This window comes from Dyadobacter fanqingshengii, from assembly GCF_023822005.2.
GTDB classification, from domain to species: domain Bacteria; phylum Bacteroidota; class Bacteroidia; order Cytophagales; family Spirosomataceae; genus Dyadobacter; species Dyadobacter fanqingshengii.
Window position 1 is genome coordinate 4303613 of the sequence record NZ_CP098806.1, and the last position, 26158, is coordinate 4329770.

The window sequence follows — 26158 nt, forward strand, 5'->3', positions numbered from 1 at the left end:
AAAAAAGGCGCCCTCAGGCGTCTTTTTTGCTTAAGGGTTTGTAATTCAAAAACACGTCCAGATATTAACAACTATTCATTACTAAAATGTCCCTACCGCAGCTTTCGCCAGAATTATTGGATCAGCGTCCAGATCTTTTGTCTAACCATAGAAACCTCCTTGCGCTGCCTGAGAAAATCATACAGTTTGGCACCGGTGTGCTGTTACGCGGCTTACCCGATTATTTTGTAAACAAAGCCAATCAGCAGGGAATATTCAATGGCAGGATCGTAGTTGTAAAATCCACGAACAGCGGCGGGACGGATGCTTTTGCATCACAACAAAACATTTTTTCGCACAGCATACGCGGGATCGAGGATGGAAACCAGGTGGATAAGCTGGTGATTAACAGTGCGATCAGCAGGACCATATCGGCAAACAGTAATTGGGCGGAAATTTTGCAATGTGCGCATAATGCGGATTTACGAATTGTGATTTCAAACACTACGGAAGTCGGCATTCAACTAACCGAGGATGATATTTTCGCGAGTCCGCCTACTTCCTATCCCGGGAAACTGACGGCTTATCTGTTTGAGCGTTTCAAAACATTTGGTGGAAGTGCCGAGTCGGGCCTGGTGATCGTCCCCACGGAACTGATCGTGAATAGCGGCCAGAAGCTCCGGGACATTGTTTTTGAACAAGCCAAACGCCATAATCTTGATGAAACATTTATACAGTGGCTGGAAGCGCATAACCACTTCTGCAGTTCGCTTGTCGACAGGATCGTTCCCGGAAAACCGGATGCGGAAACCATAGCGGCCATTTCCGAGCAACAGGGTTATCAGGACGATTTATTCATTGTTTCGGAGGTTTATCGATTGTGGGCCATTGAAGGAAGCGAGCACGTGCGTTCTGTGCTGAGCTTTGCAGAAGCGGATAAGGGCGTTGTCATTGAACCGGACATTGATTTATACAGGGAATTAAAACTGCGCTTGCTCAACGGCACGCATACGCTTGCCTGCGGGCTGTGCTTCCTTAGCGGCCTGGATACGGTGAGCGAAAGCATGGAAAATCCTGAAATGGCCGCATTTATTGCAAATGTAATGTTGCAGGAACTCGCCCCGGCGATCCCCTATCCGGTGGATCCGGCGCGGGCGCAGGAATTTGGTAATCAGGTTCTGGACCGTTTCCGTAACCCGTTTATTCGCCATCAATTGATCGACATTACGGTGCAATACACGGCTAAAATGAGAATGCGCAACATTCCTACGTTGCTCAGTCATTACGAAAAATCGGAACACGTACCCCAGCTTTTCGCGAAAGGTTTTGCTGCATTCCTGAGATTTATGAAGCCTGTTGTGCATAAGGATGGCGCTTACTATGGCGACCGCGAGGGGCAATCATACCCAATCCGCTGCGATGCGGCTCCTTATTTTGATGAAATGTGGCAGGCGGCAGCTTCGCCATTGGATCTGGCGAGCAAAGTAATGTCCGATACCTCACTTTGGGATACCGATTTGACACAACTTCCCGGATTCCTGGATGCTGTAAATGCGCATATGGTTGAACCGGATGCACTGGAAACATTACGCATTGTTCCTGGCGCGGATGCTCCCAAACTGGATATTTAGTTAGCGCTCCAAAGCCTTAATTTATCATAAAGAGCCTGCGAAGCAATTTCGTTGGAGCTGTAATAGATCTGATCCGTTTTTGTTGTAATAAACAGAAACGGATTTATTTTTTTATTAACAAATAACTTGATCGTGCGTCCGTCCTTGGTCTTAAAATTCCCTTTCGCAAAATCGCCTGCCGCAAAGCCGTTTGATTTATAAGATATAGGCGGCAATTCCGGCACAAGTTCGATTTTGGCAATGTCGGCTTTGCTCAGTGTGAGACCGTACATTCCCTTAATTTCCATGCTATTGTCCGTAAATATAAGCTTGCTGTCCTGCAGGCTGGAATAAAGTTGTGTGGAAATCCCCGCGATAATGACCAGCAAAATGGCCATTCCCACATAAGTGCCCGATCGCTGCCCTTTGGTTCCGCGATAGTATTTGTTGCCTTTTGCAATTAAAAAAACATAAGCCAGCAGCGGATAAATAATGATAAAGGAACCTGCCCAGTTATTGTTGAGCAAAGTCAGGATCAGAAAGCCTGTGATCAGCGATAAACCCAGGAAAATGTGAAATCTCTTGAAAAACCTGACATAACCAACGATATCCATCTTGGCGCGGTCGGCTTCGGACATGGTGTTGTAACCTGATAAAATGTACTTCGCATTACTGGCAGTCACGATGAAGCCGAGTGACGTAAAAATGATAGCAAGAACGATTGCGGCGGTAAACATATGCTGATGAAATTGAGGGTATAACACTTGCAAATTGGGCAAAAAAATCATTGGCATCATTTTTGACTTTCAACACCCTGAAACTCAAAATCCAGTTAACCCGATTTTTACTATATAAACGTGAAAAGATCTGTAAAAATATTGATAGGAATAGTGATTATTCTGATAATCGCCCGCTTGCTGCTGCCCTATTTTGTGGTGCGTTATGTGAACAAAGTTCTTGCTGACATGAATGGTTACACCGGTCGTATCGAAGATGTGGACATTCATCTGATCCGGGGCGCTTACCAGATCGACGGCATGAATATCCGGAAAGTCAACGGAAAAATTAAAGAGCCTTTCATCCTGATCCCCAAGATGGATCTTTCGGTGCAATGGGAATCATTACTGAAAGGAAAGCTCGTGAGCAAAGTGGAATGCTACAATCCAGAGATCAACTTTGCGTTCAGCAGCAGCGAAGAAGGAAGTCAGACAGGTGCAGAAAATGACTGGACGAAGGTTATCAAGGATCTTTTGCCCATTGAAATAAACCGTTTTGAAATTATTGACGGCAAGGTAGACCTCACGAGCATTGTAAGTCAACCGAAGACGGACCTAACCTTAAACAATTTCCAGCTGGAAATCGAGAATATTCGTAATGTGGAGGAAAAGGGCAAGGCCTTACCATCACCTGTGAAAGCTACAGGTGATCTCCCCGGCTTTGGCGGAACCATGTTGTTCACTGCTAATATGCTGCTGTTGAAACAAATCCCGGATTTCGATTATAATATGAGCCTGAAAGATCTGCAACTGGTGAAGCTCAACAGCCTGTCGCGCCAATATGGAAACCTGGATTTTGAACAAGGGACAATGAGCCTTGTAAGTGAAATGAGAATGGTCGACGGCAAGCTTGAAGGTTATCTCAAGCCGCTTACCAAGGATATGAAGATCTTCAAGATGAAAGAGGAGAACCGGAATGTAAGCCAGTTCTTTCGTGAGCTGCTGGCAGAAGGCGGCGCTTTTCTTCTGGAAAATAAAAAGAAAGACCAGGTTGCTACGCGGATTCCCCTAAAAGGAACTGTCGGCGACATTTCCACCGATCTCTGGCCAATCATTATCAATGTACTGCGTAATGCTTACGTGGAAGCATTTAAGGCCGAATACGACTCGTCAATGAGTGTGAAGGACACTATTAAGGAAGTGCGCAAGGACCGGAAAGAAAAGCGTAAGGAAAAACGTGAAGCGCGGAAGGAGAAGCGTGAACGCAAAAAAGCGGAACGTAAAAAAGATTAAGTTCCGCTTTTGGTAATGTTAAAGCTAAATATCAATTGGCTTCCCTGAATTTGGTAACCAATGCAATGCTTTCGGCAACTTTCTGCTCTATCCAGGCATAGTTGCCATCTGCAATAATGTCTTTCGGAAATAAATTCGATCCCAAGCCAACCGCATAAGCGCCTGCTCCGAACCATTCATTGATGCTTTCGGCAGTGGGCTGCACGCCTCCTGTGACCATGATCTTCACATTAGGCATAGGCCCGCGGATCGCTTTGATAAACTTGGATCCTACAACATCGCCGGGAAAAAGCTTTACGACCTCAGCCCCGGCCTGTTGTGCATTATAGATTTCTGTTAATGTTGATACACCCGGAATCCACGGGATATTTGCCTTTGCACACGCATAGCCAACCGCCGGGTTGAGACAGGGCGTAACAATGAAATCGGTTCCGGCATCTATAAATTTCTGCGCAGTTTCCGCATCGTAGATCGTGCCGATTCCCATGGACAATCCCGGCAGGCTTTCCTTCGTGTAAGCAACCAGTTCAGTAAATACGGTGAATGCGTTTTCGCCGCGGTTTGTAAATTCAAATGCCCGCGCTCCGCCGCGATAACTGGCGTTGATCACCTCCTTGGCAATTTCTATGTCACTATGATAAAACAGAGGCAGGACGCCAACCTGATTTAATAGTTTTAATGTCGTTTCCTTATCCATATTATTTGTTATTTGAAACAGCAACCAGGCTCTATATCAACCACCAGTGTATTCGGATTACGCACCCCGGATTGCGCACCCCGCATTAACGCTTGATCCGGCCGGAAGTCTCTCCCTGCCTGATCGCTTCAACTTCCTGAATAGTGGATATCAGTGCGTCCCCTTCAATAGTATGTTTCAAAGCCGAAGCCGCAACACCAAATTCCAGTGCCTTTTGCTGATCATTAAAAGTAATCAATCCGTGGATCAAACCGGCTATGAATGCGTCTCCGCCACCAACTCTGTCAATAATCGGGTTGATTTCTGTGTCGGCTGTCTCCAAAAGCTCTTTTCCGTTCCAGAGATATGCCCTTAGCAGGTTGTGGGAAGCACTGATGGATGTCCGTTTTGTATCAACAATCGTCTTTACTTGCGGATATGCCTTCTGTAAATTGACGCACGATTCAACAAAATCGTTTCCTTCAATGCCAAAAATCTCCTTTATATTTTCGCTGTTTGCAATAACAATGTCAGTTCCGGCGGTCAGTTCAGGCAGGATGTCGGATGGTTTTTTACCGTATTTCCACAAATTGGCCCGGTAAAAAATATCCCCTGAAACGGTAAGTCCTAATTTTCTGGCTGCTTTAATGCCATCCAGAAGCGCATCTGCTGCTCCCTGCGAAAGTGCCGGTGTAATGCCCGCCCAATGAAACCATTTGGCATCTTTCAAAATGCTTTCCCAATCAATTTCTTTCGGATCTATTTCTGCTAATGACGAATTAGCCCTGTCGTAAACGATCTGACTGCCGCGCAATGCTGCACCTGTTTCCAGGAAATAAACAGCCATTCTGGGGCCTCCGTAAATGATATGGGAAACATCAACACCATGAAAATGAAGATATTGTGCCGCAGCCCTGCCAATCGGCGAGTCGGGGAAGCGGGTTACGTGGGCCGTATGATGTCCCCAATAAGCCAATGCCGTGGAGACATTCGCTTCTCCGCCGGCATAAGTGACATTCAGTTGACGTGCTTGTTCAAAACGGGAAAAACCTGGTGTAGAAAGCCGCATAAGGACTTCTCCAAAAGAAACTATTTGAGCCATAACCGTAAACCTACCTAAAATCCGAAATAATTACTTGCATTCCGATAAGAAATGTCTTCTACAAGTTTTCCGAGCCATTGGATATCATTAGGAAGCTCACCGTTTTCGACATCATTACCAATTATGTTGCAAAGAATCCTGCGGAAATATTCGTGGCGCGGATAAGATAAGAAACTGCGCGAGTCGGTGAGCATGCCTACAAAACGGCTCAATAAGCCCATATTGGACAATGCGTTCATCTGGCGTTCCATTCCGTCTTTCTGATCCAGATACCACCAGCCAGAGCCAAACTGCATTTTGCCAGCAATGGTGCCATCATTATAATTGCCTGTCATCGTGGCAAGCACTTCATTATCGGCCGGATTGAGGTTGTAAAGAATTGTTTTAGCAAGCTGATCCGTTGAATCCAGTTTGTTGAAAAACCTGGACATAGCCTGCGCCTGGCTGTAATCGCCGATAGAATCCCAGCCTGTATCCGGGCCAAGTTCACGCAGCATACGCGCATTGTTGTTACGCAATGCGCCCAGGTGGAACTGTTGCGTCCAGGTTTTTGCGTGATCCATTTTTGCCGTTTCAAAAAGGACCATTGATTTAAATGCTTCGCGCTGCAAGTCACTGGGAAGCTGGCCATTTCGGGCAGCTGTAAATGCTTGTTTCGCGGCTTCTTCGTCGAATGTTGCGTAAATGTGCTCCAAACCGTGATCGGAAAGCTTGCCACCCATGGATGCAAAAAAATCGTGGCGGTTCTGCAATGCGGCTAAGAGGCTCTCATATGTGGTGATTTCTCCCACGCCCGAAGTCTCGCCAAGCTTGGAGAGATATTGGTTAAATTCCTCGGGCGAGTCGATGAGTAACATGGCCTTGTCCGGGCGGAAAGTGGGCAGCACTTTAATGTCAAACCCGCTGTCTTTGATCAATTGATGGTTAGAAAGCGAGTCAGTTGGATCATCCGTTGTGCAGATGATCTTCACATTCATCCGTTTTAAAAGGTTTTTTACAGAAAAATCAGGCTGTTTCAGTTTTGCCGAACATTCTTCATAAATCTCCCTTGCCGAATCTTTATTTAATAAAATATCAATGTCGAAATAGCGCAGCAATTCAAGGTGTGTCCAATGATACAGCGGGTTACGCATGGTGTAAGGCACGGTAATCGCCCACTGCTCAAATTTTTCCCAATCGCTCGCATCACCTGTACAAAAGCGCTCGTTAATGCCATTTGCACGCATTGCCCGCCATTTGTAATGATCACCATACAGCCAGATCTGCGTGATATTCTCGAACTGCTTATCCGCCGCGATCTGATCGGGAGGAAGGTGGCAGTGATAATCAATGATCGGCATTTCTTTGGCATAATCATGATAAAGAACGCGCGCAGTTTCCGAACGAAGCAGAAAATCGTCCGATATGAATGTCTTTTGTGCAGTAGCGATTGTTGTCATTTATTTGTTCGGATAACTTCTCTCAATAGCATATTCCAATCCACGCAACTCAGCCAGTCCGCGCAGGCGGCCGATGGCGGTGTATCCCGGATTTGTTCTTTTTGTGCCGGACAGATCGTCGAGCATTCTGTGACCGTGATCCGGGCGGAATGGCATTCTTAAATCTGTCCTACCAGCTTCAATGCGTCGTTTTTGCTCGGTAAGCAATGCTTTCATGACATGATACATGTCCACGTCCCCGTCCAAATGATCCGCCTCGTAGAAACTTCCGTCGTGTTCTCTCTTCGTTGCCCGCAAATGGATGAAATGAATGCGGTTGCCCAGTCTGTCCACCATGCCGCTTAGATCATTATCCGGTCTTACGCCATAGGAACCCGTGCAAAAGCAGATGCCATTGGCCTCATTATCATATGCTTCCAACAATAACAATGCATCATTCTCTGTGCTTACCACTCTTGGAAGTCCTAAAATAGGATACGGAGGATCATCCGGATGAATCGCCAGCCTCACACCAGCCTCTGCGGCCACGGGCGCTATGGCCTGAATGAATTGATACAAATGCGTCCTCAATTCAAGATCACCTACATGCGCATATGCACTCAATGCAGTCCTGAATTCTTCAATGGTGAAGCTCTCTTCCGACCCGGGTAAACCTGCGATAATGTTCCTTACCAGCTTCGTAACTGCTGCCTCTTCCGCGTTATCCAGCCAGTTTCTGGCTTTTTTCTTTTGTTCGTCGCTGTATATTTCCTGCGCTTCAGGTCTTTTTAAAAGATAAAGATCAAAAGCTGCAAAATGTGTTGCATCAAATCGCAAACCTGTTGACCCATCCTTCATAGGCGCGTCCAGATCGGTTCTGGTCCAGTCCAGAATGGGCATGAAATTGTAACAGACGGTGTCTATGCCGCATGCGCCCAAATTCACTAAGGTTTGCTGGTAATTTTTTATATATCGTTCAAAATCGCCGGTCCGGGTTTTGATCGCTTCATGCACCGGAACACTTTCCACCACCGACCACGTCAGCCCGGCTTGTTCGATCATTTCCTTACGTGCCTTTATTTCAGCGATTTCCCACACCTCCCCGTTACGGATATGGTGTAATGCTGTTACGATTCCTGTTGCTCCTGCCTGGCGGACGTCCTGTAATGTTACGGGGTCATTGGGGCCAAACCAACGCCATGTTTGTTCTAATGCCATTGTTATAATTATGCTACTAACCTATGTTCGGGAACGCGTTCGCGCAAGACTTTCAAAGCCCGGCTCATTTGTGTTTCCACTGTTTTGACTGAAATTTCAAGCTTTTCCGCAATGTCGCGATAACGCAGGCCTTCTTCGCGGCTGAGACGGAAAATGATCTGACATTGCCTTGGCAAAGCCTGAATGCATCCTTCCACGTGATCGAAAAACTCATTGAAAGTCAGTTCCTCAACAGGCGAAAAATGATCTGCGTGAGACATATTCCACTGCACCGAATCCAGCGATTCCCGCTCATTCTGCCGGTGGATCCTGAGTTTCAGGTAATCCAGCGCCTGATTTCTCACTGCTCTGTAAATGTAAGCCTGAAACGAAGTATGCACTTCAATCTGCTCGCGATTTTTCCAAAGTTTTACAAACACATCAGAAACAACTTCCTCCGCAATCTCCCGTGTAATCACCACACGCATTGCATAATTACAAAGAGATCTGTAATGATGTGTAAACAATTCACGAAAAGCATGGTAATCTCCGGTTGCCACCACTTTGCCAAATAAATTTTCCAAAGCACTTTTCTGGGAATGGGCAGATGGTAGGGTGTTGGTAAATGATTTTGCTTCCATTAATGAGCTAGGTTAATTATAGAAAATTTCCAGGATTAGTAGTGGTGTGAGGTGCACTGGCCTCGTCAACAATGAACCTAGTTTAACCATTGGTTCGTTGATACACAAAATATAATCTTGAAAAAAATCAATAAATCTACGCAACCGTTCCCGGAACCGTTCCCGTTTCCGTAATTTTTCCCGGAACTTGGTGCATACTTTGTAATTTGTGCAACAAACCGGAATTAGCGCATTCTTTATACAAATTGTTGCAATTGTATTATTCCCATACTGCTCCATGAAAAAGGTCTCTATCACCATTAAAGAAATTGCCAGGCAGCTCAACATTTCGAAATCAACCGTGTCGCGGGCACTGCGTGACAGCAGCGAAATCAGTGAAGAGACGAAAAATAAGGTCATCGAGCTGGCGGAAAAACTTAATTATTACCCCAATCCCATAGCGATCAGCTTGCTCAAAAACCGCACGCAGACGATTGGCGTGATCGTGCCTGACATTGCGAACCGGTTTTACTCATCCGCCATCGGCGGCGTAGAGGACATCGCGTACAGCAGGGGTTACCATACAATGATCTACCAAAGCCATGAACTACTCGAAAGGGAACGGTCGGCCTCACGGCACATTGCTTCCCGGCGCGTTGACGGCCTCATTGTAGCCATTTCCAGCCAGTCGGAGAACATTGATCATTTTGTGTCTTTGCAGGAACAAGGCATTCCGGTCGTGTTTTTTGATCGGGTAAGTGATGCTATGCAGACGCATAAGGTGCGTGTAGATGACTATAAGGGCGCATTTGAAGCTACGGAACACCTTATTAAGAGAGGCTGCAAACGAATTGCGCATATTGCAGGCCCCAAGCCCGTTTCCATCACCCGCTTTCGTTTGGAAGGTTATAAGGATGCTTTACGGAAATACGACATTGATTTTAAAGAAGAATGGGTCTTGCACAGCGAAATAACGCAATCCGGCGGAACAGAGCGCACTTACCAGCTCATGGCATTACGCGAGCGCCCCGATGCGATCTTTGGAGCAAGTGACCGCATCACCATGGGCATCCACTGGGCGCTGCGACAGCTTGGTTACCGTATGCCGGACGACGTTGCGGTGGTAGGTTTCTGCGATCTGGCGATGTCATCATTACTTGATCCGCCGGTCAGCTCGGTGACACAGCCATCTTTTGAAATGGGTCAGCAGGCTACGTCACTGCTTCTGGATCTGATCGAAAGCAAAAATACCCCGGCCGAATATGAGACCAGGGTATTGCCTTCAAATCTTGTAATTAATAAATCTTCAATGCGGGTTACCCGGTAATCGTCTTCAGCTTTCTTTCGAACTCTGAAAGGATCTTTTCTTTCATCTGTACTTTCCGCTTCTGAATGTTGATGCGGCCGGCTGCCTGCTTATCTTGCTCAGGATCGCCAGTTGCTGTCCGGTCAAATTCAAGTATAGCAAATTCCAGGTCACTTTTTTCGCGTTTCGCAAGCCATTCCAGCTCTCTGTATTTCGTTCTGAGCTGCTCCTCAGGGCTTTTCATTTCGAATGCCGGATATTTACGGCTGATGACACGGGCAAGATAACTAAGTTCAAATATCTTGTCACAAACCATTCTGAAACGTTCCGCAAGCTCTTTATCTGCCATTTTGAAAGGAATTTTGATTTCCTTCCATTTGCTCAAAAGCACTTTTGCTTCCTGCGAAGCTTCAATAATGTCTGGCGAGCGAAGCAATGTTTCGGCTTGTTGAAGTAGTTTCTGCTGCTCAACGATCCGTGGGTCAACGCGTACTTTCGGCTCAATTCCCTTGGCCAGATTGTATTTGTCATAAAACAATTTCAAAAAGTGCCTGTAAGCCTTATTCACCTTGAAAAAGCGCTTTGGTGGCACTTCTCCGATGTTGTTCCAGGCGTTGCGCACTTCCCTTGCTTTCTGATAAGCATCGTCAAGATCACGTGAATAGCTGAGCGTTTTGGTGATCTTGATCAGCTTTTCGTACTCTTCTATACGGAACTGATTGATTTTGTTCTGTTCATCGAAATAATCCCTTCTGCGTTGGAAGAAATCGTCCAGGATGGTTTGAAATGTTGTTTCAACTTCTTCCTGATATTCTTTCTCAACGGGCCCTGTGCGAATCCATTTGGCTTTTATCTCCTGAATCTGATCCGTTGCTGCGGTGTAATCTTCAATAGCCGCTGCCACTTTCACATCTTCGATCAATGCGCGTTTGATTTCCAGGTTTTTAAGTTGATTAACTTCGATCAAACCTTTCAGATATTCCTCTTTCTCTTCCAGTCTTTGCAACAACGGAACAAAGTCCCCGAGTGCATCAAAACCTTTAAGCTTACGTTGAAGCTGGATTAGCTTGGTCAGATAAGAACCCTTGTTAAGTGCCTCATCTATTTCTTGTTCCAACTGCTCCACTTTGTTCAGAACGATATTAAAACGATTTTTAAAATAATCAATCGCTTCCTGCTCTGTTCTCTTTACTTCTCCAATTTGCCGGTCGGGGAATTCCAAATACCCCTTTAAAAATACTTTGCTGTCTTTAACATAGCCGTATTCATCATTCAACGTGGCATTTTCCATTCTTTCAATTTTTTTATCTGCTAAGTGTAGGGATAATAACGATATTTGTTACGCACAAATTAAACAAAAAATGAGTAACGAAACCATTATTTTCTCAATGTCGGGGGTTAACAAAATCATTCCTCCTAACCGGCATATCATTAAAAACATCTATTTATCCTTTTTTTATGGTGCTAAAATCGGGGTTTTAGGTTTAAACGGATCAGGTAAATCAACGCTTTTACGCGTTATAGCAGGAATTGATAAGGATATTCAGGGAGACGTGGTTTTTTCTCCGGGCTATTCGGTCGGAATGCTTGAACAAGAACCCAAACTAGACGCGACCAAAACTGTAAGAGAGGTTGTAGAAGAAGGAGTTCAGGAAATTGTTGACCTTTTGAAGGAGTATGACAAGATCAATGAGGCATTTGGCGAGGAGGATGCAGATTTTGACAAACTCCTTGAACGTCAGGGGGAAGTGCAGGAAAAGCTGGATTCGACAGACGCATGGAACCTGGATAACAGGTTGGAAATCGCGATGGACGCGCTGCGTTGCCCGCCCTCAGATACATTGGTTTCGACGCTTTCGGGTGGTGAAAAACGTAGGGTTGCATTGTGCCGGCTTTTGCTTCGTCAGCCTGATGTACTGCTCCTGGATGAGCCTACCAACCACTTGGATGCCGAATCGGTTTTATGGCTGGAAGAGCATTTGAGACAATATAAAGGAACCGTTATTGCCGTTACCCACGATCGTTACTTCCTGGATAATGTCGCTGGCTGGATCCTCGAACTGGACCGCGGCGAAGGCATTCCATGGAAAGGAAATTATACTTCCTGGCTTGAACAAAAGCAGGAACGCCTGAAAAAAGAAGAAAAAACAGAGTCGAAACGTCAGAAAACATTGCAGCGCGAGCTGGAATGGGTGCGCATGGGCGCGAAAGGACGCCAGGCCAAATCCAAAGCCCGTTTGGGTGCTTACGAGCGCTTGTTGGGTGAAGAAGGCCGCGAGAAAGAGGAAAAATTGGAGATCTTCATTCCCGCAGGACCTCGTCTTGGGAATAAGGTGATTGAAGCGCATAATGTTTCCATGGGCTTTGGCGACAGGCTTTTGTATGAAAACCTAAACTTTGCATTGCCACCGAACGGGATTGTCGGCATTATCGGGCCCAACGGTGCGGGTAAGACGACACTTTTCAAGCTCATAACAGGTCAATTGAAACCGCTCGAAGGACATTTTGACGTGGGCGACACGGTGGAACTGGCATATGTGGATCAGGAACATGATAATCTGGATCCTGCCAAAACCGTTTACCAGAGCATTGCGGACGGAAATGACTGGATCATGATCGCGGGCAAGCAATCGAACGCTCGTGCCTATGTGAGCCGTTTCAACTTCGGCGGCGGCGACCAGGAAAAGAAAGTCGGAAACTTGTCTGGTGGTGAGAGAAACCGGGTGCATTTGGCCATGACATTGAAAGAGGGTGGCAATTTGCTTTTGCTCGATGAGCCAACCAATGATTTGGATATCAATACATTAAGAGCACTGGAAGAAGGTTTGGAAAACTTTGCTGGCTGCGCGGTAATTATATCCCACGACCGGTGGTTCCTGGACCGTGTTGCGACGCATATCCTGGCTTTTGAAGGCGATTCTCAGGTTTATTGGTTTGAAGGAAATTTCTCCGAATATGAAGAAAACCGCAAGAAACGCATGGGTTCCGATCTGACGCCAAAGCGGATCAAATACAAGAAATTAGCTTAGTTAAGAAACAGTTAATCATTATCAATGAGTCAGATTTCATCTTTGGATAAAATACATTTTATATCAATTGGTGGCAGTGTAATGCACAACCTTGCCATTGCGCTGCATTTAAAGGGATTTGTAGTAACCGGCTCCGACGACGAAATATACGAGCCATCCGCAAGCCGCCTGGCTAAATACAACCTCCTTCCTGCCTTAACCGGCTGGTTTCCTGAGAAAATCACGGCTGATCTTACGGCCGTGATTTTGGGCATGCATGCGCGCCATGATAATCCGGAGCTGGCAAAAGCAAAGGAATTAGGCATTAAAGTGTATTCGTATCCGGAATATATTTTTGAACAAAGCCAGAGCAAACAGCGCGTAGTAATTGCCGGAAGTCATGGTAAAACGACCATTACTTCCATGATCCTGCACGTTTTGAACTATCATAAGCGAATTTTCAACTATCTGGTTGGTGCGCAGATCGAAGGTTTTGATAACATGGTGAAACTTTCGGAAGAAGCACCGCTGATTGTGATCGAAGGCGATGAATATTTCACTTCACCATTAGACCCGACGCCGAAATTCATGCATTACCAGCCGCATATTGCGTTGATCAGCGGCATTGCGTGGGACCATTTTAATGTGTTCCCCACATGGGAATTATACGTAAAGCAATTTGAACTTTTGGCCGATTCTTTGCCAAAAGCCGGCGGGATTATCTTTGATGAAACCGACGATATGCTGGATGTGATCGGCCAGAAAGAGCGCGCTGACGTTGTCAGCACTCCTTACCACGCGCACCCTTATAAAATTGAAGATGGCAAAACGATCCTGATCACGCCTGATAACAAAGAGGTTCCTGTGCTGGTTTTTGGTAACCATAACATGAAAAATATCAGCGGTGCTTATGCCGTTTGCGAACGTCTAGGCGTTACCGACGACCAATTTTATGAAGCAATCCAAAGTTTTAAGGGCGCATCCAAACGCCTGGAACTGTTGGGCAAGACCGAAACGGTGAGCATTTACCGCGATTTTGCACACGCGCCTTCAAAAGTGGAAGCTACAACCGCCGCATTAAAAGAACAATATCCTGACCGAACATTGGTTGCATGCGCCGAGCTTCACACATTCAGCAGCCTTAATAAGGCTTTTTTAAGCCAGTATCGGAGAAAATTGAAGGCGGCCGACGTTGCAGTTGTTTACTATAACCCGCAAACGGTTGAGCACAAGCGTCTTGAACCGATTTCGGAAGAAGACATTCGCACGGCTTTCAAGCGCGACGATCTCAATGTTTTCACCGATTCCTCCCAAATGGTTAGCTTTTTAAAGTCTTTGACTTGGACAAACGCCAATTTGCTTCTGATGAGCTCAGGCACTTACGGCGACCTGGACTTGAAAGCACTGGCAACAGAATTGCTTGATTAATAGGACAATACATTAACACTACACTTTTTTCAGTTTGAATTTTATGCAATCAATTGTCGTATACTGCGGTTCTAATCCGGGCAAAAAACCTGTTTACGCTGAAACCGCCTATGCATTAGGCGCAGAATTGGCGAAAAGAAACATAAGGCTGATTTATGGCGGCGGAAATATGGGCCTGATGGGCCGCGTTGCAGATGGGGCTATTGAAAATAATGGTCTGGTAACCGGAATCATTCCGAATTTCCTTGCTAAACTGGAAGTTGCCCATAAAACATTAACGGAGATCCATTTTACAGAAACCATGCACGAGCGGAAGGCTAAAATGGTTTCCCTTACTGACGGCATTATTGCGCTTCCTGGCGGCTATGGCACTTTTGATGAATTATTTGAAATACTGACCTGGTCGCAGCTGAAAATTTTTAAAGGACCGGTTGGCTTGCTGAATGTTAACGGATTCTACGATCTGCTGCTTTTGCAACTTGATAAAATGGTGGAGGAAGGGTTTTTACATCCTGATAATCAAAAACTTTTGGTGGTGGCGGACAATGTAGTAGGCCTTTTGGAAAAAATGGAAGCATTTCGTGTTGAAAACATAGAAAATAAGCCATTGGATAAGTCGTTATATGTAGACAATAACTAACTACCCTTCCAAAAACGATGCGCATTTCATTACTGGCCATGCTGTTTTGTTCCATTTCCTTTTGTGCGAGTGCGCAGCTGGAAAATCTTGGAAAAACGGTTAACACTGAATACAATGAAATTAACCCGATCATTGCTCCTGACGGGAAAACCATTTACTTCTCAAGGGTAAGCCATCCGCAAAATACGCATGGAGCCAAAGGCAGTCAGGATATCTGGTTTTCTGAGCTTAAAAACGAGAAATGGTCGCAGGCGCGGCGGCTTCCTTCCCCACTGAACAAAGAAGATTACAACAGCCTTTATAGCATTACGCCCGATGGTAACACATTGTTAATCAAGGGATCTTACAAGAATGGCGTGTATGAAACGCGGGGATTTTCTACAAGCAAAAAAACGGCGCGCGGATGGGCCGCACCTAATAAGCTGGAAATCCCAGGCTATTCCAAGATCAGCAAAGGACAGTTTGACTGCGGATATCTTTCCAATGATGGCAAGACATTGATTATGTCGTTCAGTGAGAAAAAGAATAGCAAGGTTGATGACATTTATGTGAGTTTTAAGGCCAAAGATGGCTCCTGGTCCAAACCGATGAACCTGGGAAACGAGATCAATTCGGAAGAATTTACCGAAACAACGCCGTTTCTCGCTCCGGACGGGGTAACATTATATTTTTCAAGCGACCGCAAAGGCGGCCAGGGAAGCAACGACATTTATTACAGCAAACGCATCGACAAAACCTGGAAGCGTTGGAGCCGGCCCGTAAACCTAGGCCCGGCCATTAATTCGGACGGTTATGACGCCTACTACACCATTTCCGCGTTAGGCGATTATTCCTATATGGTGTCATTCAAGGGCACGGAAGGCAAGGGCGATGTGGTGCGCTACAACCTGAAACCGAAGGAAGTTCCGGGTGATACAACCGAAGCGCCAATTGCCCTTGTGCCCGTTTCTGATCCTGTGGTAATGATTAGCGGGAAGGTAATTGATTCAAAAACCGGAAAACCTGTTGAGGCGACGATCATTTATGAAAACCTGGCTGACGGTGAAGAAGTAGGAACCGCAACAACCAATCCAACAACAGGAGAATACAAGATTATCCTTCCCTACGGTCACAAATACAGCATGCGTGCTGTTGCGCCAGATTTTATTGCAGAAGGTGAGAACATTGACCTGAGCGATTCGACTGCAACAAAAGGTTTTAAAGAAATCACCAACAAATCTTTAAAGCTGATCCCGATCGAGGAAGGTCAGATCGTACGGCTTAATAACATTTTCTTTGCAACAGGAAAATCAGCATTGAGCAGCGAATCTTTTCCTGAGCTAAACAGGATCGCACTTTCCATGACCGAAAATAAGACGCTGACCATTGAACTAGGCGGGCATACAGACAACACCGGTAGCGCCGAATTCAACATTAAACTGTCACAGGACCGGGCCGATTCCGTCCGGGAATATCTGATCGGAAAGGGAATCGAGCCGGACCGTGTGGGCAGCAAAGGTTATGGCGAAACTGTTCCGGTTGCTAAAAATGACACGCCTGAGGGCCAGCAACAAAACCGCCGTGTTGAATTCAAGATCTTAAAGAAATAATGACTTCTTCCGGCCTGTCAACGGGCTTCCGTCTCTTGCTTTTCAGTCCAAAAACAATGCGCAGGAAATTGAATTGTTTTATCAAAAAATGATATAGCACCAGGCAGACCAGAAACGTGGCAACCGAAAGGTAAACAAACTTCACAAGCCAGGGCAATGAACTGTTTATCAGTGGATAAGCCAGACAAATGATAACTGTTTGATGTAGAATATAAAATGGATATACTGCTTCATTGGCATACTTCAAAAAGCGGTTTGAAAATTGCAGATAAACATACGCAAAGCCAAAAATTGACAAGAGAATGCACCATGCATTCAATGTTTTAAGCGTTTGATAAAACATAATTTCTCCGCCTTCCAGCTCCGCTCTAGGGATCCAGTAAAACACATAGAGAATAGTCGTTAACACCAGCCAGATCGCCAGGTTAAGCTTCCTGTACTTTTTAAGCGTTTCCCAAAAACCGGTTTGTGTACACAAAACAAAGCCTGTCACGAAAAGTGTAAAATCGTGAAAATGCTCATTCCAGTCCCTGGTGAGGTTATGTGTCGTTGGATATTGTCCCAGTAATGCTGTTCCGGCCACGTGCCAGATCACAGGAACAAGTATCAATGTGAACGGATTACTGAAAAAACGTGCCCAGCTTGCCGTCAACGCGTTATTGCGGCGAATAAATAATAATAGCGGCAAACCAATGATCGAATAAAAGAAGATGTAAACGAGATACCAAAGGTGGTGCCAGCTGAAACTTCCGGCCGGATATGGCGTGAACTCAAAAACGGTTTTATAAAATTCGGCATAAGAATACGTTTGCCCTTGCGTAAGGCGCTCGAAAAAGATCTGTGGCGGTACGATCACAAACATGCCGAAAACCAGCGGAATAAATATCCTGACAAATCTTTCACCTAAAAATGCCTTCGGCCCGCGGTTTCCCAGTGCAAAATACATTCCGGCGCCGGAGATCATGAATAAAAGCGACATGCGCCATTGGCTGGGAAATCGCATGGGCAATTCAATGGCGTGCGTAATGACATCATTCTTAATGTGCCATTCCCAAAAATTGAAGAACATGCCTACGTGGAAGAAGATCAGGATCGCGAACGCGATAACGCGGAGCCAGTCGAGATCGTAGCGGCGCGCTGTTAATGAAGCTGAATGTAAGTTATCTTGATTTTTCATGGTCGGATTGTTTTTGTTACCTGGACAAAAGTATCCGCACCAAAAGGCGAAAAACGACCGTGATTATCAGTTAGAAGTACTTCCCGATAGATCAGAACATGCAAAGAGCTATTTTACAGCATTTTTTTTGAACTCGGAAGGCGTATAACCTGTGATTTTCCGGAATGATGTATTAAATGCAGATTTTGAATTATAACCTACCATTTGCGCGATTTCCTCAATTTTGATAAAGTTGCTCCCTTCATCCCGAAGCAGTTTTTGGGCCTCATTAATCCTGTAATTTGCAACAAAATCAAAAAAGCTCTGGCCCAATTCTTCATTCAGAATTTGAGACAAATGATGCGTCGAGATGCCTAACCGCTTTGCCAGAATGGGTAGTGAAAATCCAGGATCGAGAAAAGCCTTTTCACCCGCCATCACATCCTCCAATTTTTTCAAAGTCGTGGACTGAATTTCCTGCGTTAATGATGATTTTTCATATTTCTTGGCAGCACGGACATTGTTATCCTGGAAGAAAAGCGATCTGCGGAGCACCGTAAAACTGGTTGCATAAATAATGAATGCGATAAATGCGGCGATGATGTGATCGCCCAGATCGTGCGGAAAAGAAAGCCGGACGGCCAGAAAAATGATCACCAGGACTGTTAACTGGAGATAAATATTCCGATACCAGGACAATTGACTCTTTTCTCTGGTAAAGATGGAAAGGTTTTCTTTTTTGAACGCATTGCTCAGGAAATACAGCCCCGCCAGATTGTATATCACCATGCTAAAACCGGTAAAATCGGTAATGTGGTTTTTGAGAAAAAACATCCAGTCGCTGCCATAACGGTTGGACACCAGCATTTCCATTTCAGGGTGGAAGGCCGAAATGTTGCAGTTGTACTTATAAGCATTGCCCTGCGGATAAATCAGGACACACATATATAAAAAATAAATTATGGCAGGCAGCAAATGCACCCAGTAACCCCTTTCAGATCTTTGTCTGACACCCGTTTTGATATACAAATAGGCCAGCGGCGCCAAAACGAGATTGATCGGTTCTGAAAAATCGACCAGCCACAACACCTGGAACATATAATTTGTGTAACCCAACCAAACGTCCCCCAATAAAACGGACATGCCCAGAATGAGCCCTCCCAAAAATAAATTGGGCTGCTTATCGCCTTTGGAGTGTGAAAGGAAAAAATAGGCAAGTATAAGCCCCTGAACAAACCCCAGCAGAATGAAAATGGAAAACAAGTCGGTCCGGACAGGCAGTGTTGCGGGAGTCATAAAAATAGATCAGTATTCAAATATACAAAATCAAAAATGTATGTTTGTGCTTATCCCGGCACCAAAATTTAAAGCTTATTTTTGAATTTCATCGCCTATTTCATCTTCCCCGAATCCCTCTCTCAGGAACACCGCATACAGGGAATTATTTCAACGCAGGTTCAACCCAATGAACAAGGAAAGATTCAGGGCGCGCTAACGAGCTTACAAAGTTTGACTTCTATTATTGGCCCGCCTGTAATGACCAACCTGTTTTTCTTTTTTACACAGCCTTCCGCACCCATCTATTTGCCCGGAGCGCCTATGATTATGGCCGCAGTGCTTACATTACTGAGCACATTTCTGGCCAGAAGAAGCCTCAAACGCAATTTTTAAGGGAACTAATAGAGTACGATCAGGAAAAGAAACACAACCAGCCAAAGCGCGCCGGTAAAATGCCAGTATCGGGTTAATAACTTAATCCTCAACCGGTTTGGGGGATTTACACTGTAAACAAAGGAGTCGACATAAGTTCTATTCTTGACAGCTTTCTGAAAAAGCATGCTCAGATAAATCACCCCGGCAACGATATGGACCAGGTGCAGTCCGGTAAGAAGATAGACCAGTCCGCTGGAAGTAGTGATGCCGTTGAATATGCCTGCATTCAACATTTCGGCCCAGCCACCCGCCTGTAATAAGATAAAAGTGATCCCCAGTATCAGCGTAGCACCCAAAAATACACGATAATGCAGGAAACGCTCGCTTGCAAAAGCCAGATTTGCCTCGTGGAGCGTGATACTGCTAAATAAAATGACTAATGTACTCAGCCAGAACATATCGGGAAGGACAATCATGTGCCCCGTTTCCCTATGCATCCGGATCAGAAAGATGATGAAGATGGAAGTAAAAAGCAGTGAGCTCCCGATTACACCGAGCCAAAGCATAAAACCCAGAGGTTCTCGCCGCTTCGTAAAAGGGTTTTCCTTTAATTTGGTGGTTGGTTTGGAGCTCATTAACCTCTTTTCTCTAATGCTTTATAAGCGGGGAGGTGAATATAGTTACAATTTCCCGCGTTTTGTAACCTGATAATAATTTTTAATCCAGCAGTCCCTGCCAAACGGCAAATTCCGCAAAATGCTTCGTCAAATCCTTTTCCAGATCAAATATTCCGAATAAGGTCGAACCCGAACCGCTCATGGCAGCATAAAGTGCCCCTTGGTTATATAACGCGCCCTTGATCTCTTCTAAAAGAGGATATTTTGGAAAAAGCGTTGCTTCAAAGTCATTTTTAACTTTATATTTCCAATTCTCGATCGGCTCCTTTAAAACAGTACGCAAATCGTGCTCACTGCGTTTCGGGATAATGCCCGAATAAGCTTCTGCGGTTGAAATGTGTAAACCCGGATTAACCAAAACGATCCATTTCCCCTTCAATCTCAGATCAATGTCTTCAAACATGTCTCCTTTGTGAAAACAATAAGCTGGCTTGTTTGGAATAAAAAAAGCGCAATCACTCCCTAATCTACGTGCGTAATCGAGCTGTTTTTCAAAAGATATTTTTAGATTAAAGAGCTGGTTTAAAGCCTTGATGGCAAATGCAGCGTCCGCAGAACCTCCTCCCAGCCCTGCGCCAATGGGTATGCTTTTCAGCAGATGGATTTTTACCGGCGGCAGCGGATAGTTTGCCGCAATCATTTGATATGCCTTTATACAAAGATTATCGGATGCGTTCCCGGGAATCCCTATGCCATCTGACTGAAACGAAAATTCTTTATCCAGCGTAATTTCCAACGCGTCGGACCAGCCCACGGGGTAAAAACAGGACGCTATGTTATGATATCCGTCAGCCCGTTTTTCAACGATATCGAGGCCTATATTGATTTTTGCGTTCGGAAATACAAGCATTACTTCACGTTATTGTTCCCACCGCCATTCCTGTCCGATCACCAATTCTTCCTTTAAGCCCTGCGAAATCAGGTAATCGCGGGTTTTAGCATCTGAAAGCTTTGAGACAGCAATGGTTTCGGTGTTTGCCAGCGCATACAAATACATAGATGCGATGCGCACAGTATTTTCAAATTGATTCTTGTTCACAAGGCTAAAATCATCGCAATCAGCATGATAGCATTGCAACACATTGGGATCCAAATGACCGGACAAGCCAGCAATGGGGACGCCTTCGAGCATAAACGGCTGGTGATCACTATGCAATCCAGCCCGGTTTGATGATTCATTTTTGAAAGACCGGTCAACATGCTGTATGGCACTGCCCACACCCGCGAAAAATTCATTCATTTCATCCCTTCCAAAAGCATTCACGCCTTTCGGATCATTGGTCATATCCAGGTTCATCATATAACTGACCTTATTGATCTCACCCGTTTTTTTCAATTCACTCACAAAATGCTTCGATCCCAACAGACCTTGCTCCTCGCCCATGAATAAAACGAACTGGATCGTACGCTCCGGTTTCACTTTCAATGCTTTGAATGTTCTCGCAATGTCCATTACTGCAAAAGAACCAATGCCGTTGTCGATCGCTCCCGTAGCCAGATCCCATGAATCCAGGTGTCCTCCGATGATCACTTTTTCATCCGATTTTCCTTTGAGGGTTGCAACCACATTTCTCGCTTTAATCGGCTTGGAAATGTTGTGCATATCAATATGCGCTTCCAGTGGCCCTTCTTCTTTCAACCATTTCCGCAATTCTCCTCCACTGTCATTTGAAATACAAACTGCTGGAATCGATATGATTGCTCCCGTTACCGAAGCTGTTCCCGTAAGCAAAATCTTTCCCGGCGCACCATTTACCATAATTACGCCGCTCGCACCATACTTAATCGCCAGGGCTGTTTTTTCAGAACGATGCAGATTTTTCTTACCCGGCGCTCCCACCAGATTGATATTTGCGAGTGCTACCTTTCCTTTAATCCGTTCTTTGATCGCCTCAAAATCTTCTTCCAGCCCATTGCCCACATCTACAATTTCGCCCTGCAGATTCGCTTCGACAGGCGAGTGCGCCAGCGAAACAACAGGAACTTCTCTGAAATTATCACTGCTGCTTGGTGCAATAGACAAAGTTACCGTATCCCGCATCCAGGCTTCAACCTCGAATGGCTGGAATGAAACATCCGTAAATCCGTAACTCTTCAGGAGCTGAAATGCGTATTCTTCGGCTTTTTCACCATTCACACTGCCGGTTAGCCTGTGTCCGATCGTCTTTGTTGCCTCACCAAGCGTTTGATAAGCTTTGCTGTTTTTTCTTACTTCATTATCCAGTCGGGAGAAGGGTTTTTCCCATTTTTTTTCAAGAGGACTAAATCCGGCGAACAATGCAATAAAGCCACCCATCAAAACCACATGTACATTTTTTTTCATAATACCCATTGAAGGATGCTCCGTTTTCTTAAAATTTACACCTTGAAATTAATAATCAGCTATTTGGTGTTCTGCATCGTTAACACAAATAAGACTACAAATAGATTCAAATTGTTTCAATATCTTCATTAAAATAGTGAAATTTTCCGGGACTGGATATCTTTTTTAATTTTCGTGATTAAAGAGGCTAGACGGAAGGATATTAAATAAGTGTAATATTTACACTTAACAGCTTGCTTTTTCAAAACCGAGGGAACATTTTTGCATTTTTTTCGGCTTATATTTAAATATTGCAGCAATTTTTAATCAAAACAGAAACAATGTATTTCCTGGGATTCGATTTAGGCAGTTCGTCTGTAAAAGCATGTTTGATCCACGCAGATTCGGGCACAGTAGCCGCCGCTGCGTTTTATCCTGAACGGGAAATGACGATCGCCGCCCCCAAGCCCGGCTTCGCGGAACAGCAGCCTGAAATGTGGTGGCAAAATGCCTGCCTTGCTTCAAAGGCCGTAATCCAAAAGGCTGGCATTTCGCCGGAGGAAGTGGGTGCGATCGGTATATCATATCAGATGCATGGTTTAGTGGTTGTTGATAAAGATATGAATGTGCTTCGTCCGTCCATTATCTGGTGCGACAGCCGCGCAGTGGAAGTTGGAAATAAAGCGATGGAAGCATTAGGCGAGGAATATGTGCTGCCCCACTTGCTCAATTCTCCCGGTAATTTTACTGCGTCCAAATTGGGCTGGGTTAAAGAAAACGAACCTGATGTTTACGCAAAGGTTTATAAATTCATGCTGCCCGGCGATTACTTGGCTGCCCGGATGACCGGCGACATTGTTACTACGCCATCGGGCTTATCGGAAGGCATCTTCTGGGATTTTGTTAATGACCGCCCGGCTGATTTCCTTTTCGACTATTTCGGTTTCAATCATGAAATCATGCCTGAGGTCTTGCCAACATTCTCCGAACAGGGGAAAGTGACCGCATCCGCAGCCGAAGCATTGGGATTACGAGCTGGCATTCCGGTCACTTACCGCGCGGGCGATCAGCCTAATAATGCATTCTCGCTGAATGTCCTCGAACCTGGTGAAGTGGCGGCCACCGCCGGCACTTCTGGCGTTGTTTATGGCGTGAGCGATCAGGTGAAATTTGACCCAAAATCACGCGTGAACACATTCCTTCACGTAAATCCAATATCCAAAGCGTCCCGTTACGGCGTTTTGCTTTGTGTCAATGGCACGGGCAGCCTGAACGGCTGGCTGCGCAATTCCTTGTTCCAGGGCAATGTTTCCTATCCTGAAATGAACGCACTGGCTTCTCAAGCTCCTGTTGGCGCTGACGGGCTATTTTGTCTTCCTTTCGGCAATGGTGCTGAACGGATGCTAGAAAATCAGGATCCGGGCAGCACATTCAAGGGTTTGCAATTCAGTCGTCATGGCCTTAACCATTACACCCGCGCTGCACAGGAAGGGATCGTCTTTGCCCTTTACTACGGCATGGAAATCATGGAAACCGTTGGCGTTTCCCTGAAAAATATCCGTGCAGGTGAAGCCAACATGTTCCTAAGCCCCGTTTTCCGCGAAACCTTCGCAAACGTCTCCGGCGCAACCGTAGAACTTTACAATACGGACGGCGCACAAGGTGCGGCGCGTGCAGCAGGATTTGGACTTGGCTACTACAAAAACCGCTCTGAGGCTTTTGTTGGCCTTTCCGCATTAAGCACCATTGAACCGGATAATGCATTGACAGAAGCAACCAAAGAAGCCTACGGCAACTGGAAAGCAGCTCTGGAAAGCAGTCTTTAATAATCCGCTTCAATCATTTTTGATAACATCCTGGTCTTAATAATGCGTTATAATGTTGTTAAGACCAGGCATTTAGCCCTCCATTACGCAGTAGCTTCCTGCGTCCTGATGATCTCTTCTATTTTTAAAGCCACAATTTCTACCGTCCGAACCGTCTGATTATCCTTATTTAAATACTGCCGATAGCTCAACTTGCCTTCAACGGACACCATTTTACCCTTTTCAAGCATTGATTCGCAACGCTGCGCCAGTGGCCCCCATGCTATGATCGAGTGCCATGATGTGGATTTGATCTCTTCCTTGTTTTTATTAATGTAGTTTTCGTCCGTGGCCAGTGAGAATGTTACTGCCCTGCCGCCATCAAATTCCTTTACATTGATTTCACGGCCTACATTTCCGATTAGTTTTACTAAGTTCATGTTTTCTGACTTTGTTTAGTAGTGAATCTTTAATCTCTTGGGACGACTCTTCTGAATCGACTTTACAAATGTGCAGCATTGAAGAAATGCGATTCGGTTATTAACTACTTACAGTCAGATACAAGCATTTGCAGCCGTTTGCAAACGGAAAAACTGGTTTGTTTATCGCTACAAAAGTAATTTTACTATATTGCGGAGCGAGATTATATATGCACACTTACGGATCCCGTAAACCGGATTCGACTAAACATTTAAAAAAATGAAGGATTGCCTGGAATGCGGGAAACCACTGATGGGGAGAGTGGACAAGAAATTCTGCTCGGATATGTGCCGGAACAGCTACAATAACCGGTTAAATTCAGATTCTTACAACATAGTCAGGAACATGAACAACCAGCTTCGGAAAAATCGCCGGATCCTGGAAGAACTTTGCCCTGACGACAAATCCAAAACCACAAAAAGCCAGCTCATCGGCAAAGGATTTGACTTTAACCTCATCACCAGCGTCCGTCCTACACTAAAAGGCAATGTTTATCACTTCGTGTATGATTATGGCTATCTGGAACTGGAAAACGATATTTATCTGATCGTAAAAGATAAACGTTTGGATAAATAGATATTTTTGCACGAGCATTCAAATAACCACCCAATGAAAAAAGTTAGTTTAAGCGACTCTGGCCCAAAAGTATCCGAAGCAATTTATGGTTTCTGGAGATGGACGGATGAAGGTGCCCAAACCACGTCTCAAATCGAGAAAACAGTTAATCTCTGTCTGGAACTGGGTATCAATACTTTTGATCATGCAGATGTTTATGGCGACACAGCCATTGAAGAGCATTTTGGCAAAGTGGTTCAGAGTAAGTCTTTTAAGAGGGAAGATATCGTTTTATTTAGCAAATGCGGGATCAGAAAATCCAGCAACAAATATCTGACTTACTACGATACGTCGAGGGATCACATTGTAAATAGCATTAACGGATCTTTGAAACGGCTGAAAACGGATTATTTAGATATTTTCCTTTTACACCAAAGTGATTTTTTGTCTGACCCGGAAGAAACAGCCACTGCACTTGCAGAAATCGTTAAATCAGGAAAAACGAAACATATCGGTGTTGCCAATTTCACGGTTTTTCAACATCAATTATTGGCTTCCTATCTGAGAATTCCCATCGTCACAAATCATATTGAGCTGAATTTGATGAATACAACTGCGATCGAGGATGGTCGTATCGACTTCATCAAGCAAAGTTTCAGCAAGCCGCTTGCATGGGCACCGCTGGCTGGCGGCAAAATTTTGAATGGAACGGAAGAAAAAGCGGTTCGATTAAGAGCTAAGCTGGAAGAAGTTGGCAGGAAATATGATGCAAATATCGAGCAAACTGCGGTTGCATGGCTGATGAAATTAGGCACTTTGCCAATCATAGGCTCACTTTCTGAAACCAGGATCAGGAACGGCGCAAGCGCTTCGGATATCAAATTAAGCCACGAGGACTGGTACGAAATCTATCAGGTTGTAGGCAAATGATCATTAAAGCGGGTTGTT

General features: G+C 45.1%; 24 protein-coding genes. 11 read left to right on the forward strand and 13 right to left on the reverse strand.

Going from position 1 to position 26158, the window contains the following annotated elements:
* Positions 1-86 precede the first annotated feature (86 nt).
* The gene (locus tag NFI81_RS17825) at positions 87-1610 is read left to right on the forward strand and encodes a tagaturonate reductase (protein ID WP_234611122.1); all 1524 of its coding nucleotides are present in this window, start codon (positions 87-89) and stop codon (positions 1608-1610) included.
* Here NFI81_RS17825 and NFI81_RS17830 read toward each other — a convergent pair.
* Positions 1607-2326 (reverse strand): DUF3784 domain-containing protein, encoded by a 720-nt coding sequence (locus tag NFI81_RS17830; protein WP_234611121.1) that lies wholly within the window; start codon positions 2324-2326, stop codon positions 1607-1609. The two genes, NFI81_RS17825 and NFI81_RS17830, sit on opposite strands and share 4 nt — an antisense overlap.
* A gap of 120 nt (positions 2327-2446) precedes the next feature.
* Between NFI81_RS17830 and NFI81_RS17835 the strand changes: the two genes are divergently transcribed.
* A complete protein-coding gene (locus tag NFI81_RS17835) occupies positions 2447-3598 on the forward strand; it encodes a DUF748 domain-containing protein (protein ID WP_234611120.1) in 1152 nt (383 codons plus the stop codon).
* Between the two features lie 31 nt (positions 3599-3629).
* Here NFI81_RS17835 and NFI81_RS17840 read toward each other — a convergent pair whose 3' ends face one another.
* The 5 genes from NFI81_RS17840 to NFI81_RS17860 all read right to left on the reverse strand — a co-directional run bounded on the left by NFI81_RS17840 (position 3630) and on the right by NFI81_RS17860 (position 8632).
* Complete coding sequence (locus NFI81_RS17840; RefSeq protein ID WP_234611119.1) at positions 3630-4295, reverse strand: bifunctional 4-hydroxy-2-oxoglutarate aldolase/2-dehydro-3-deoxy-phosphogluconate aldolase; 666 nt, start codon at positions 4293-4295, stop codon at positions 3630-3632.
* Between the two features lie 85 nt (positions 4296-4380).
* Complete coding sequence (locus NFI81_RS17845; RefSeq protein WP_234611118.1) at positions 4381-5376, reverse strand: sugar kinase; 996 nt, start codon at positions 5374-5376, stop codon at positions 4381-4383.
* 14 nt (positions 5377-5390) lie between these two features.
* Positions 5391-6815, reverse strand: a complete 1425-nt coding sequence (gene uxaC / locus NFI81_RS17850; RefSeq protein ID WP_234611117.1) for a glucuronate isomerase — start codon at positions 6813-6815, stop codon at positions 5391-5393.
* Entirely contained in the window at positions 6816-8012 is a 1197-nt protein-coding gene (gene uxuA, locus NFI81_RS17855) for a mannonate dehydratase (RefSeq protein ID WP_234611116.1), read from the reverse strand.
* Between the two features lie 8 nt (positions 8013-8020).
* Positions 8021-8632, reverse strand: coding sequence for an RNA polymerase sigma-70 factor (locus NFI81_RS17860; protein WP_082217287.1), 612 nt, complete (start codon positions 8630-8632; stop codon positions 8021-8023).
* Positions 8633-8909: 277 nt separating this feature from the next.
* Here NFI81_RS17860 and NFI81_RS17865 point away from each other — a divergent pair, with 277 nt between their 5' ends.
* On the forward strand, positions 8910-9938 hold the full coding sequence (locus tag NFI81_RS17865; RefSeq protein WP_234611115.1) for a LacI family DNA-binding transcriptional regulator: 1029 nt from the start codon (positions 8910-8912) through the stop codon (positions 9936-9938).
* On the opposite strand, the gene NFI81_RS17870 is transcribed toward NFI81_RS17865, so the two are convergent.
* Positions 9928-11208, reverse strand: a complete 1281-nt coding sequence (locus NFI81_RS17870) for a DUF349 domain-containing protein (RefSeq protein ID WP_234611114.1) — start codon at positions 11206-11208, stop codon at positions 9928-9930. The genes NFI81_RS17865 and NFI81_RS17870 overlap by 11 nt on opposite strands.
* A 70-nt stretch (positions 11209-11278) precedes the next feature.
* Between NFI81_RS17870 and ettA the strand changes: the two genes are divergently transcribed.
* The 4 genes from ettA to NFI81_RS17890 are packed head-to-tail and all read left to right on the forward strand — an operon-like array spanning position 11279 to position 16582.
* Positions 11279-12946 (forward strand): energy-dependent translational throttle protein EttA, encoded by a 1668-nt coding sequence (ettA, locus tag NFI81_RS17875; RefSeq protein ID WP_234611113.1) that lies wholly within the window; start codon positions 11279-11281, stop codon positions 12944-12946.
* A gap of 24 nt (positions 12947-12970) precedes the next feature.
* The gene (locus NFI81_RS17880; protein WP_234611112.1) at positions 12971-14353 is read left to right on the forward strand and encodes a UDP-N-acetylmuramate--L-alanine ligase; all 1383 of its coding nucleotides are present in this window, start codon (positions 12971-12973) and stop codon (positions 14351-14353) included.
* 43 nt (positions 14354-14396) lie between these two features.
* Positions 14397-14993: an LOG family protein gene (locus NFI81_RS17885; protein WP_234611111.1), complete on the forward strand. Its 597-nt coding sequence runs from the start codon at positions 14397-14399 to the stop codon at positions 14991-14993.
* Positions 14994-15010: 17 nt separating this feature from the next.
* A complete protein-coding gene (locus NFI81_RS17890; protein WP_234611110.1) occupies positions 15011-16582 on the forward strand; it encodes an OmpA family protein in 1572 nt (523 codons plus the stop codon).
* Here the strand turns inward: NFI81_RS17890 and NFI81_RS17895 are convergent.
* Complete coding sequence (locus NFI81_RS17895; protein ID WP_234611109.1) at positions 16563-17759, reverse strand: acyltransferase family protein; 1197 nt, start codon at positions 17757-17759, stop codon at positions 16563-16565. The genes NFI81_RS17890 and NFI81_RS17895 overlap by 20 nt on opposite strands.
* Positions 17760-17867: 108 nt before the next feature.
* Positions 17868-19034, reverse strand: coding sequence for a helix-turn-helix domain-containing protein (locus NFI81_RS17900; RefSeq protein ID WP_234611108.1), 1167 nt, complete (start codon positions 19032-19034; stop codon positions 17868-17870).
* An 81-nt stretch (positions 19035-19115) separates the two neighbouring features.
* Between NFI81_RS17900 and NFI81_RS17905 the strand changes: the two genes are divergently transcribed.
* Positions 19116-19409 carry a hypothetical protein gene (locus tag NFI81_RS17905; protein WP_310589222.1) on the forward strand — a complete coding sequence of 98 codons (294 nt, stop codon included), beginning with the start codon at positions 19116-19118 and terminating at the stop codon, positions 19407-19409.
* A 5-nt stretch (positions 19410-19414) separates the two neighbouring features.
* Here the strand turns inward: NFI81_RS17905 and NFI81_RS17910 are convergent, their stop codons facing one another.
* The 3 genes from NFI81_RS17910 to NFI81_RS17920 all read right to left on the reverse strand — a co-directional run bounded on the left by NFI81_RS17910 (position 19415) and on the right by NFI81_RS17920 (position 22391).
* Positions 19415-20026 (reverse strand): cytochrome c oxidase subunit 3, encoded by a 612-nt coding sequence (locus NFI81_RS17910; RefSeq protein ID WP_234611107.1) that lies wholly within the window; start codon positions 20024-20026, stop codon positions 19415-19417.
* Positions 20027-20108: 82 nt separating this feature from the next.
* Positions 20109-20918 (reverse strand): 4-(cytidine 5'-diphospho)-2-C-methyl-D-erythritol kinase, encoded by an 810-nt coding sequence (gene ispE, locus NFI81_RS17915; protein WP_234611106.1) that lies wholly within the window; start codon positions 20916-20918, stop codon positions 20109-20111.
* Between the two features lie 9 nt (positions 20919-20927).
* Positions 20928-22391, reverse strand: a complete 1464-nt coding sequence (locus tag NFI81_RS17920) for a M28 family peptidase (RefSeq protein WP_234611105.1) — start codon at positions 22389-22391, stop codon at positions 20928-20930.
* A gap of 320 nt (positions 22392-22711) precedes the next feature.
* Here NFI81_RS17920 and NFI81_RS17925 point away from each other — a divergent pair, with 320 nt between their 5' ends.
* Positions 22712-24196 carry a xylulokinase gene (locus tag NFI81_RS17925; protein ID WP_234611104.1) on the forward strand — a complete coding sequence of 495 codons (1485 nt, stop codon included), beginning with the start codon at positions 22712-22714 and terminating at the stop codon, positions 24194-24196.
* A gap of 83 nt (positions 24197-24279) precedes the next feature.
* On the opposite strand, the gene NFI81_RS17930 is transcribed toward NFI81_RS17925, so the two are convergent.
* Positions 24280-24615 carry a single-stranded DNA-binding protein gene (locus tag NFI81_RS17930; protein ID WP_234611103.1) on the reverse strand — a complete coding sequence of 112 codons (336 nt, stop codon included), beginning with the start codon at positions 24613-24615 and terminating at the stop codon, positions 24280-24282.
* A 259-nt stretch (positions 24616-24874) separates the two neighbouring features.
* On the opposite strand from NFI81_RS17930, the gene NFI81_RS17935 reads away from it, so the two are divergent.
* Together NFI81_RS17935 and NFI81_RS17940 are read left to right on the forward strand one after the other, a co-directional pair.
* Positions 24875-25231, forward strand: coding sequence for a DNA gyrase inhibitor YacG (locus NFI81_RS17935; RefSeq protein WP_234611102.1), 357 nt, complete (start codon positions 24875-24877; stop codon positions 25229-25231).
* Between the two features lie 33 nt (positions 25232-25264).
* A complete protein-coding gene (locus tag NFI81_RS17940; RefSeq protein WP_234611101.1) occupies positions 25265-26140 on the forward strand; it encodes an aldo/keto reductase in 876 nt (291 codons plus the stop codon).
* Positions 26141-26158: the final 18 nt, after the last annotated feature.

Coding starts and splice junctions, on each gene's coding strand:
- NFI81_RS17825 (WP_234611122.1), top strand. CDS start 87: ATGTCCCTACCGCAGCTTTCGCCAGAATTATTGGATCAGCGTCCAGAT.
- NFI81_RS17830 (WP_234611121.1), bottom strand. CDS start 2,326: ATGTTTACCGCCGCAATCGTTCTTGCTATCATTTTTACGTCACTCGGC.
- NFI81_RS17840 (WP_234611119.1), bottom strand. CDS start 4,295: ATGGATAAGGAAACGACATTAAAACTATTAAATCAGGTTGGCGTCCTG.
- NFI81_RS17845 (WP_234611118.1), bottom strand. CDS start 5,376: ATGGCTCAAATAGTTTCTTTTGGAGAAGTCCTTATGCGGCTTTCTACA.
- uxaC (WP_234611117.1), bottom strand. CDS start 6,815: ATGACAACAATCGCTACTGCACAAAAGACATTCATATCGGACGATTTT.
- uxuA (WP_234611116.1), bottom strand. CDS start 8,012: ATGGCATTAGAACAAACATGGCGTTGGTTTGGCCCCAATGACCCCGTA.
- NFI81_RS17860 (WP_082217287.1), bottom strand. CDS start 8,632: ATGGAAGCAAAATCATTTACCAACACCCTACCATCTGCCCATTCCCAG.
- NFI81_RS17865 (WP_234611115.1), top strand. CDS start 8,910: ATGAAAAAGGTCTCTATCACCATTAAAGAAATTGCCAGGCAGCTCAAC.
- NFI81_RS17870 (WP_234611114.1), bottom strand. CDS start 11,208: ATGGAAAATGCCACGTTGAATGATGAATACGGCTATGTTAAAGACAGC.
- ettA (WP_234611113.1), top strand. CDS start 11,279: ATGAGTAACGAAACCATTATTTTCTCAATGTCGGGGGTTAACAAAATC.
- NFI81_RS17880 (WP_234611112.1), top strand. CDS start 12,971: ATGAGTCAGATTTCATCTTTGGATAAAATACATTTTATATCAATTGGT.
- NFI81_RS17885 (WP_234611111.1), top strand. CDS start 14,397: ATGCAATCAATTGTCGTATACTGCGGTTCTAATCCGGGCAAAAAACCT.
- NFI81_RS17890 (WP_234611110.1), top strand. CDS start 15,011: ATGCGCATTTCATTACTGGCCATGCTGTTTTGTTCCATTTCCTTTTGT.
- NFI81_RS17895 (WP_234611109.1), bottom strand. CDS start 17,759: ATGAAAAATCAAGATAACTTACATTCAGCTTCATTAACAGCGCGCCGC.
- NFI81_RS17900 (WP_234611108.1), bottom strand. CDS start 19,034: ATGACTCCCGCAACACTGCCTGTCCGGACCGACTTGTTTTCCATTTTC.
- NFI81_RS17910 (WP_234611107.1), bottom strand. CDS start 20,026: ATGAGCTCCAAACCAACCACCAAATTAAAGGAAAACCCTTTTACGAAG.
- ispE (WP_234611106.1), bottom strand. CDS start 20,918: ATGCTTGTATTTCCGAACGCAAAAATCAATATAGGCCTCGATATCGTT.
- NFI81_RS17920 (WP_234611105.1), bottom strand. CDS start 22,391: ATGAAAAAAAATGTACATGTGGTTTTGATGGGTGGCTTTATTGCATTG.
- NFI81_RS17925 (WP_234611104.1), top strand. CDS start 22,712: ATGTATTTCCTGGGATTCGATTTAGGCAGTTCGTCTGTAAAAGCATGT.
- NFI81_RS17930 (WP_234611103.1), bottom strand. CDS start 24,615: ATGAACTTAGTAAAACTAATCGGAAATGTAGGCCGTGAAATCAATGTA.
- NFI81_RS17935 (WP_234611102.1), top strand. CDS start 24,875: ATGAAGGATTGCCTGGAATGCGGGAAACCACTGATGGGGAGAGTGGAC.
- NFI81_RS17940 (WP_234611101.1), top strand. CDS start 25,265: ATGAAAAAAGTTAGTTTAAGCGACTCTGGCCCAAAAGTATCCGAAGCA.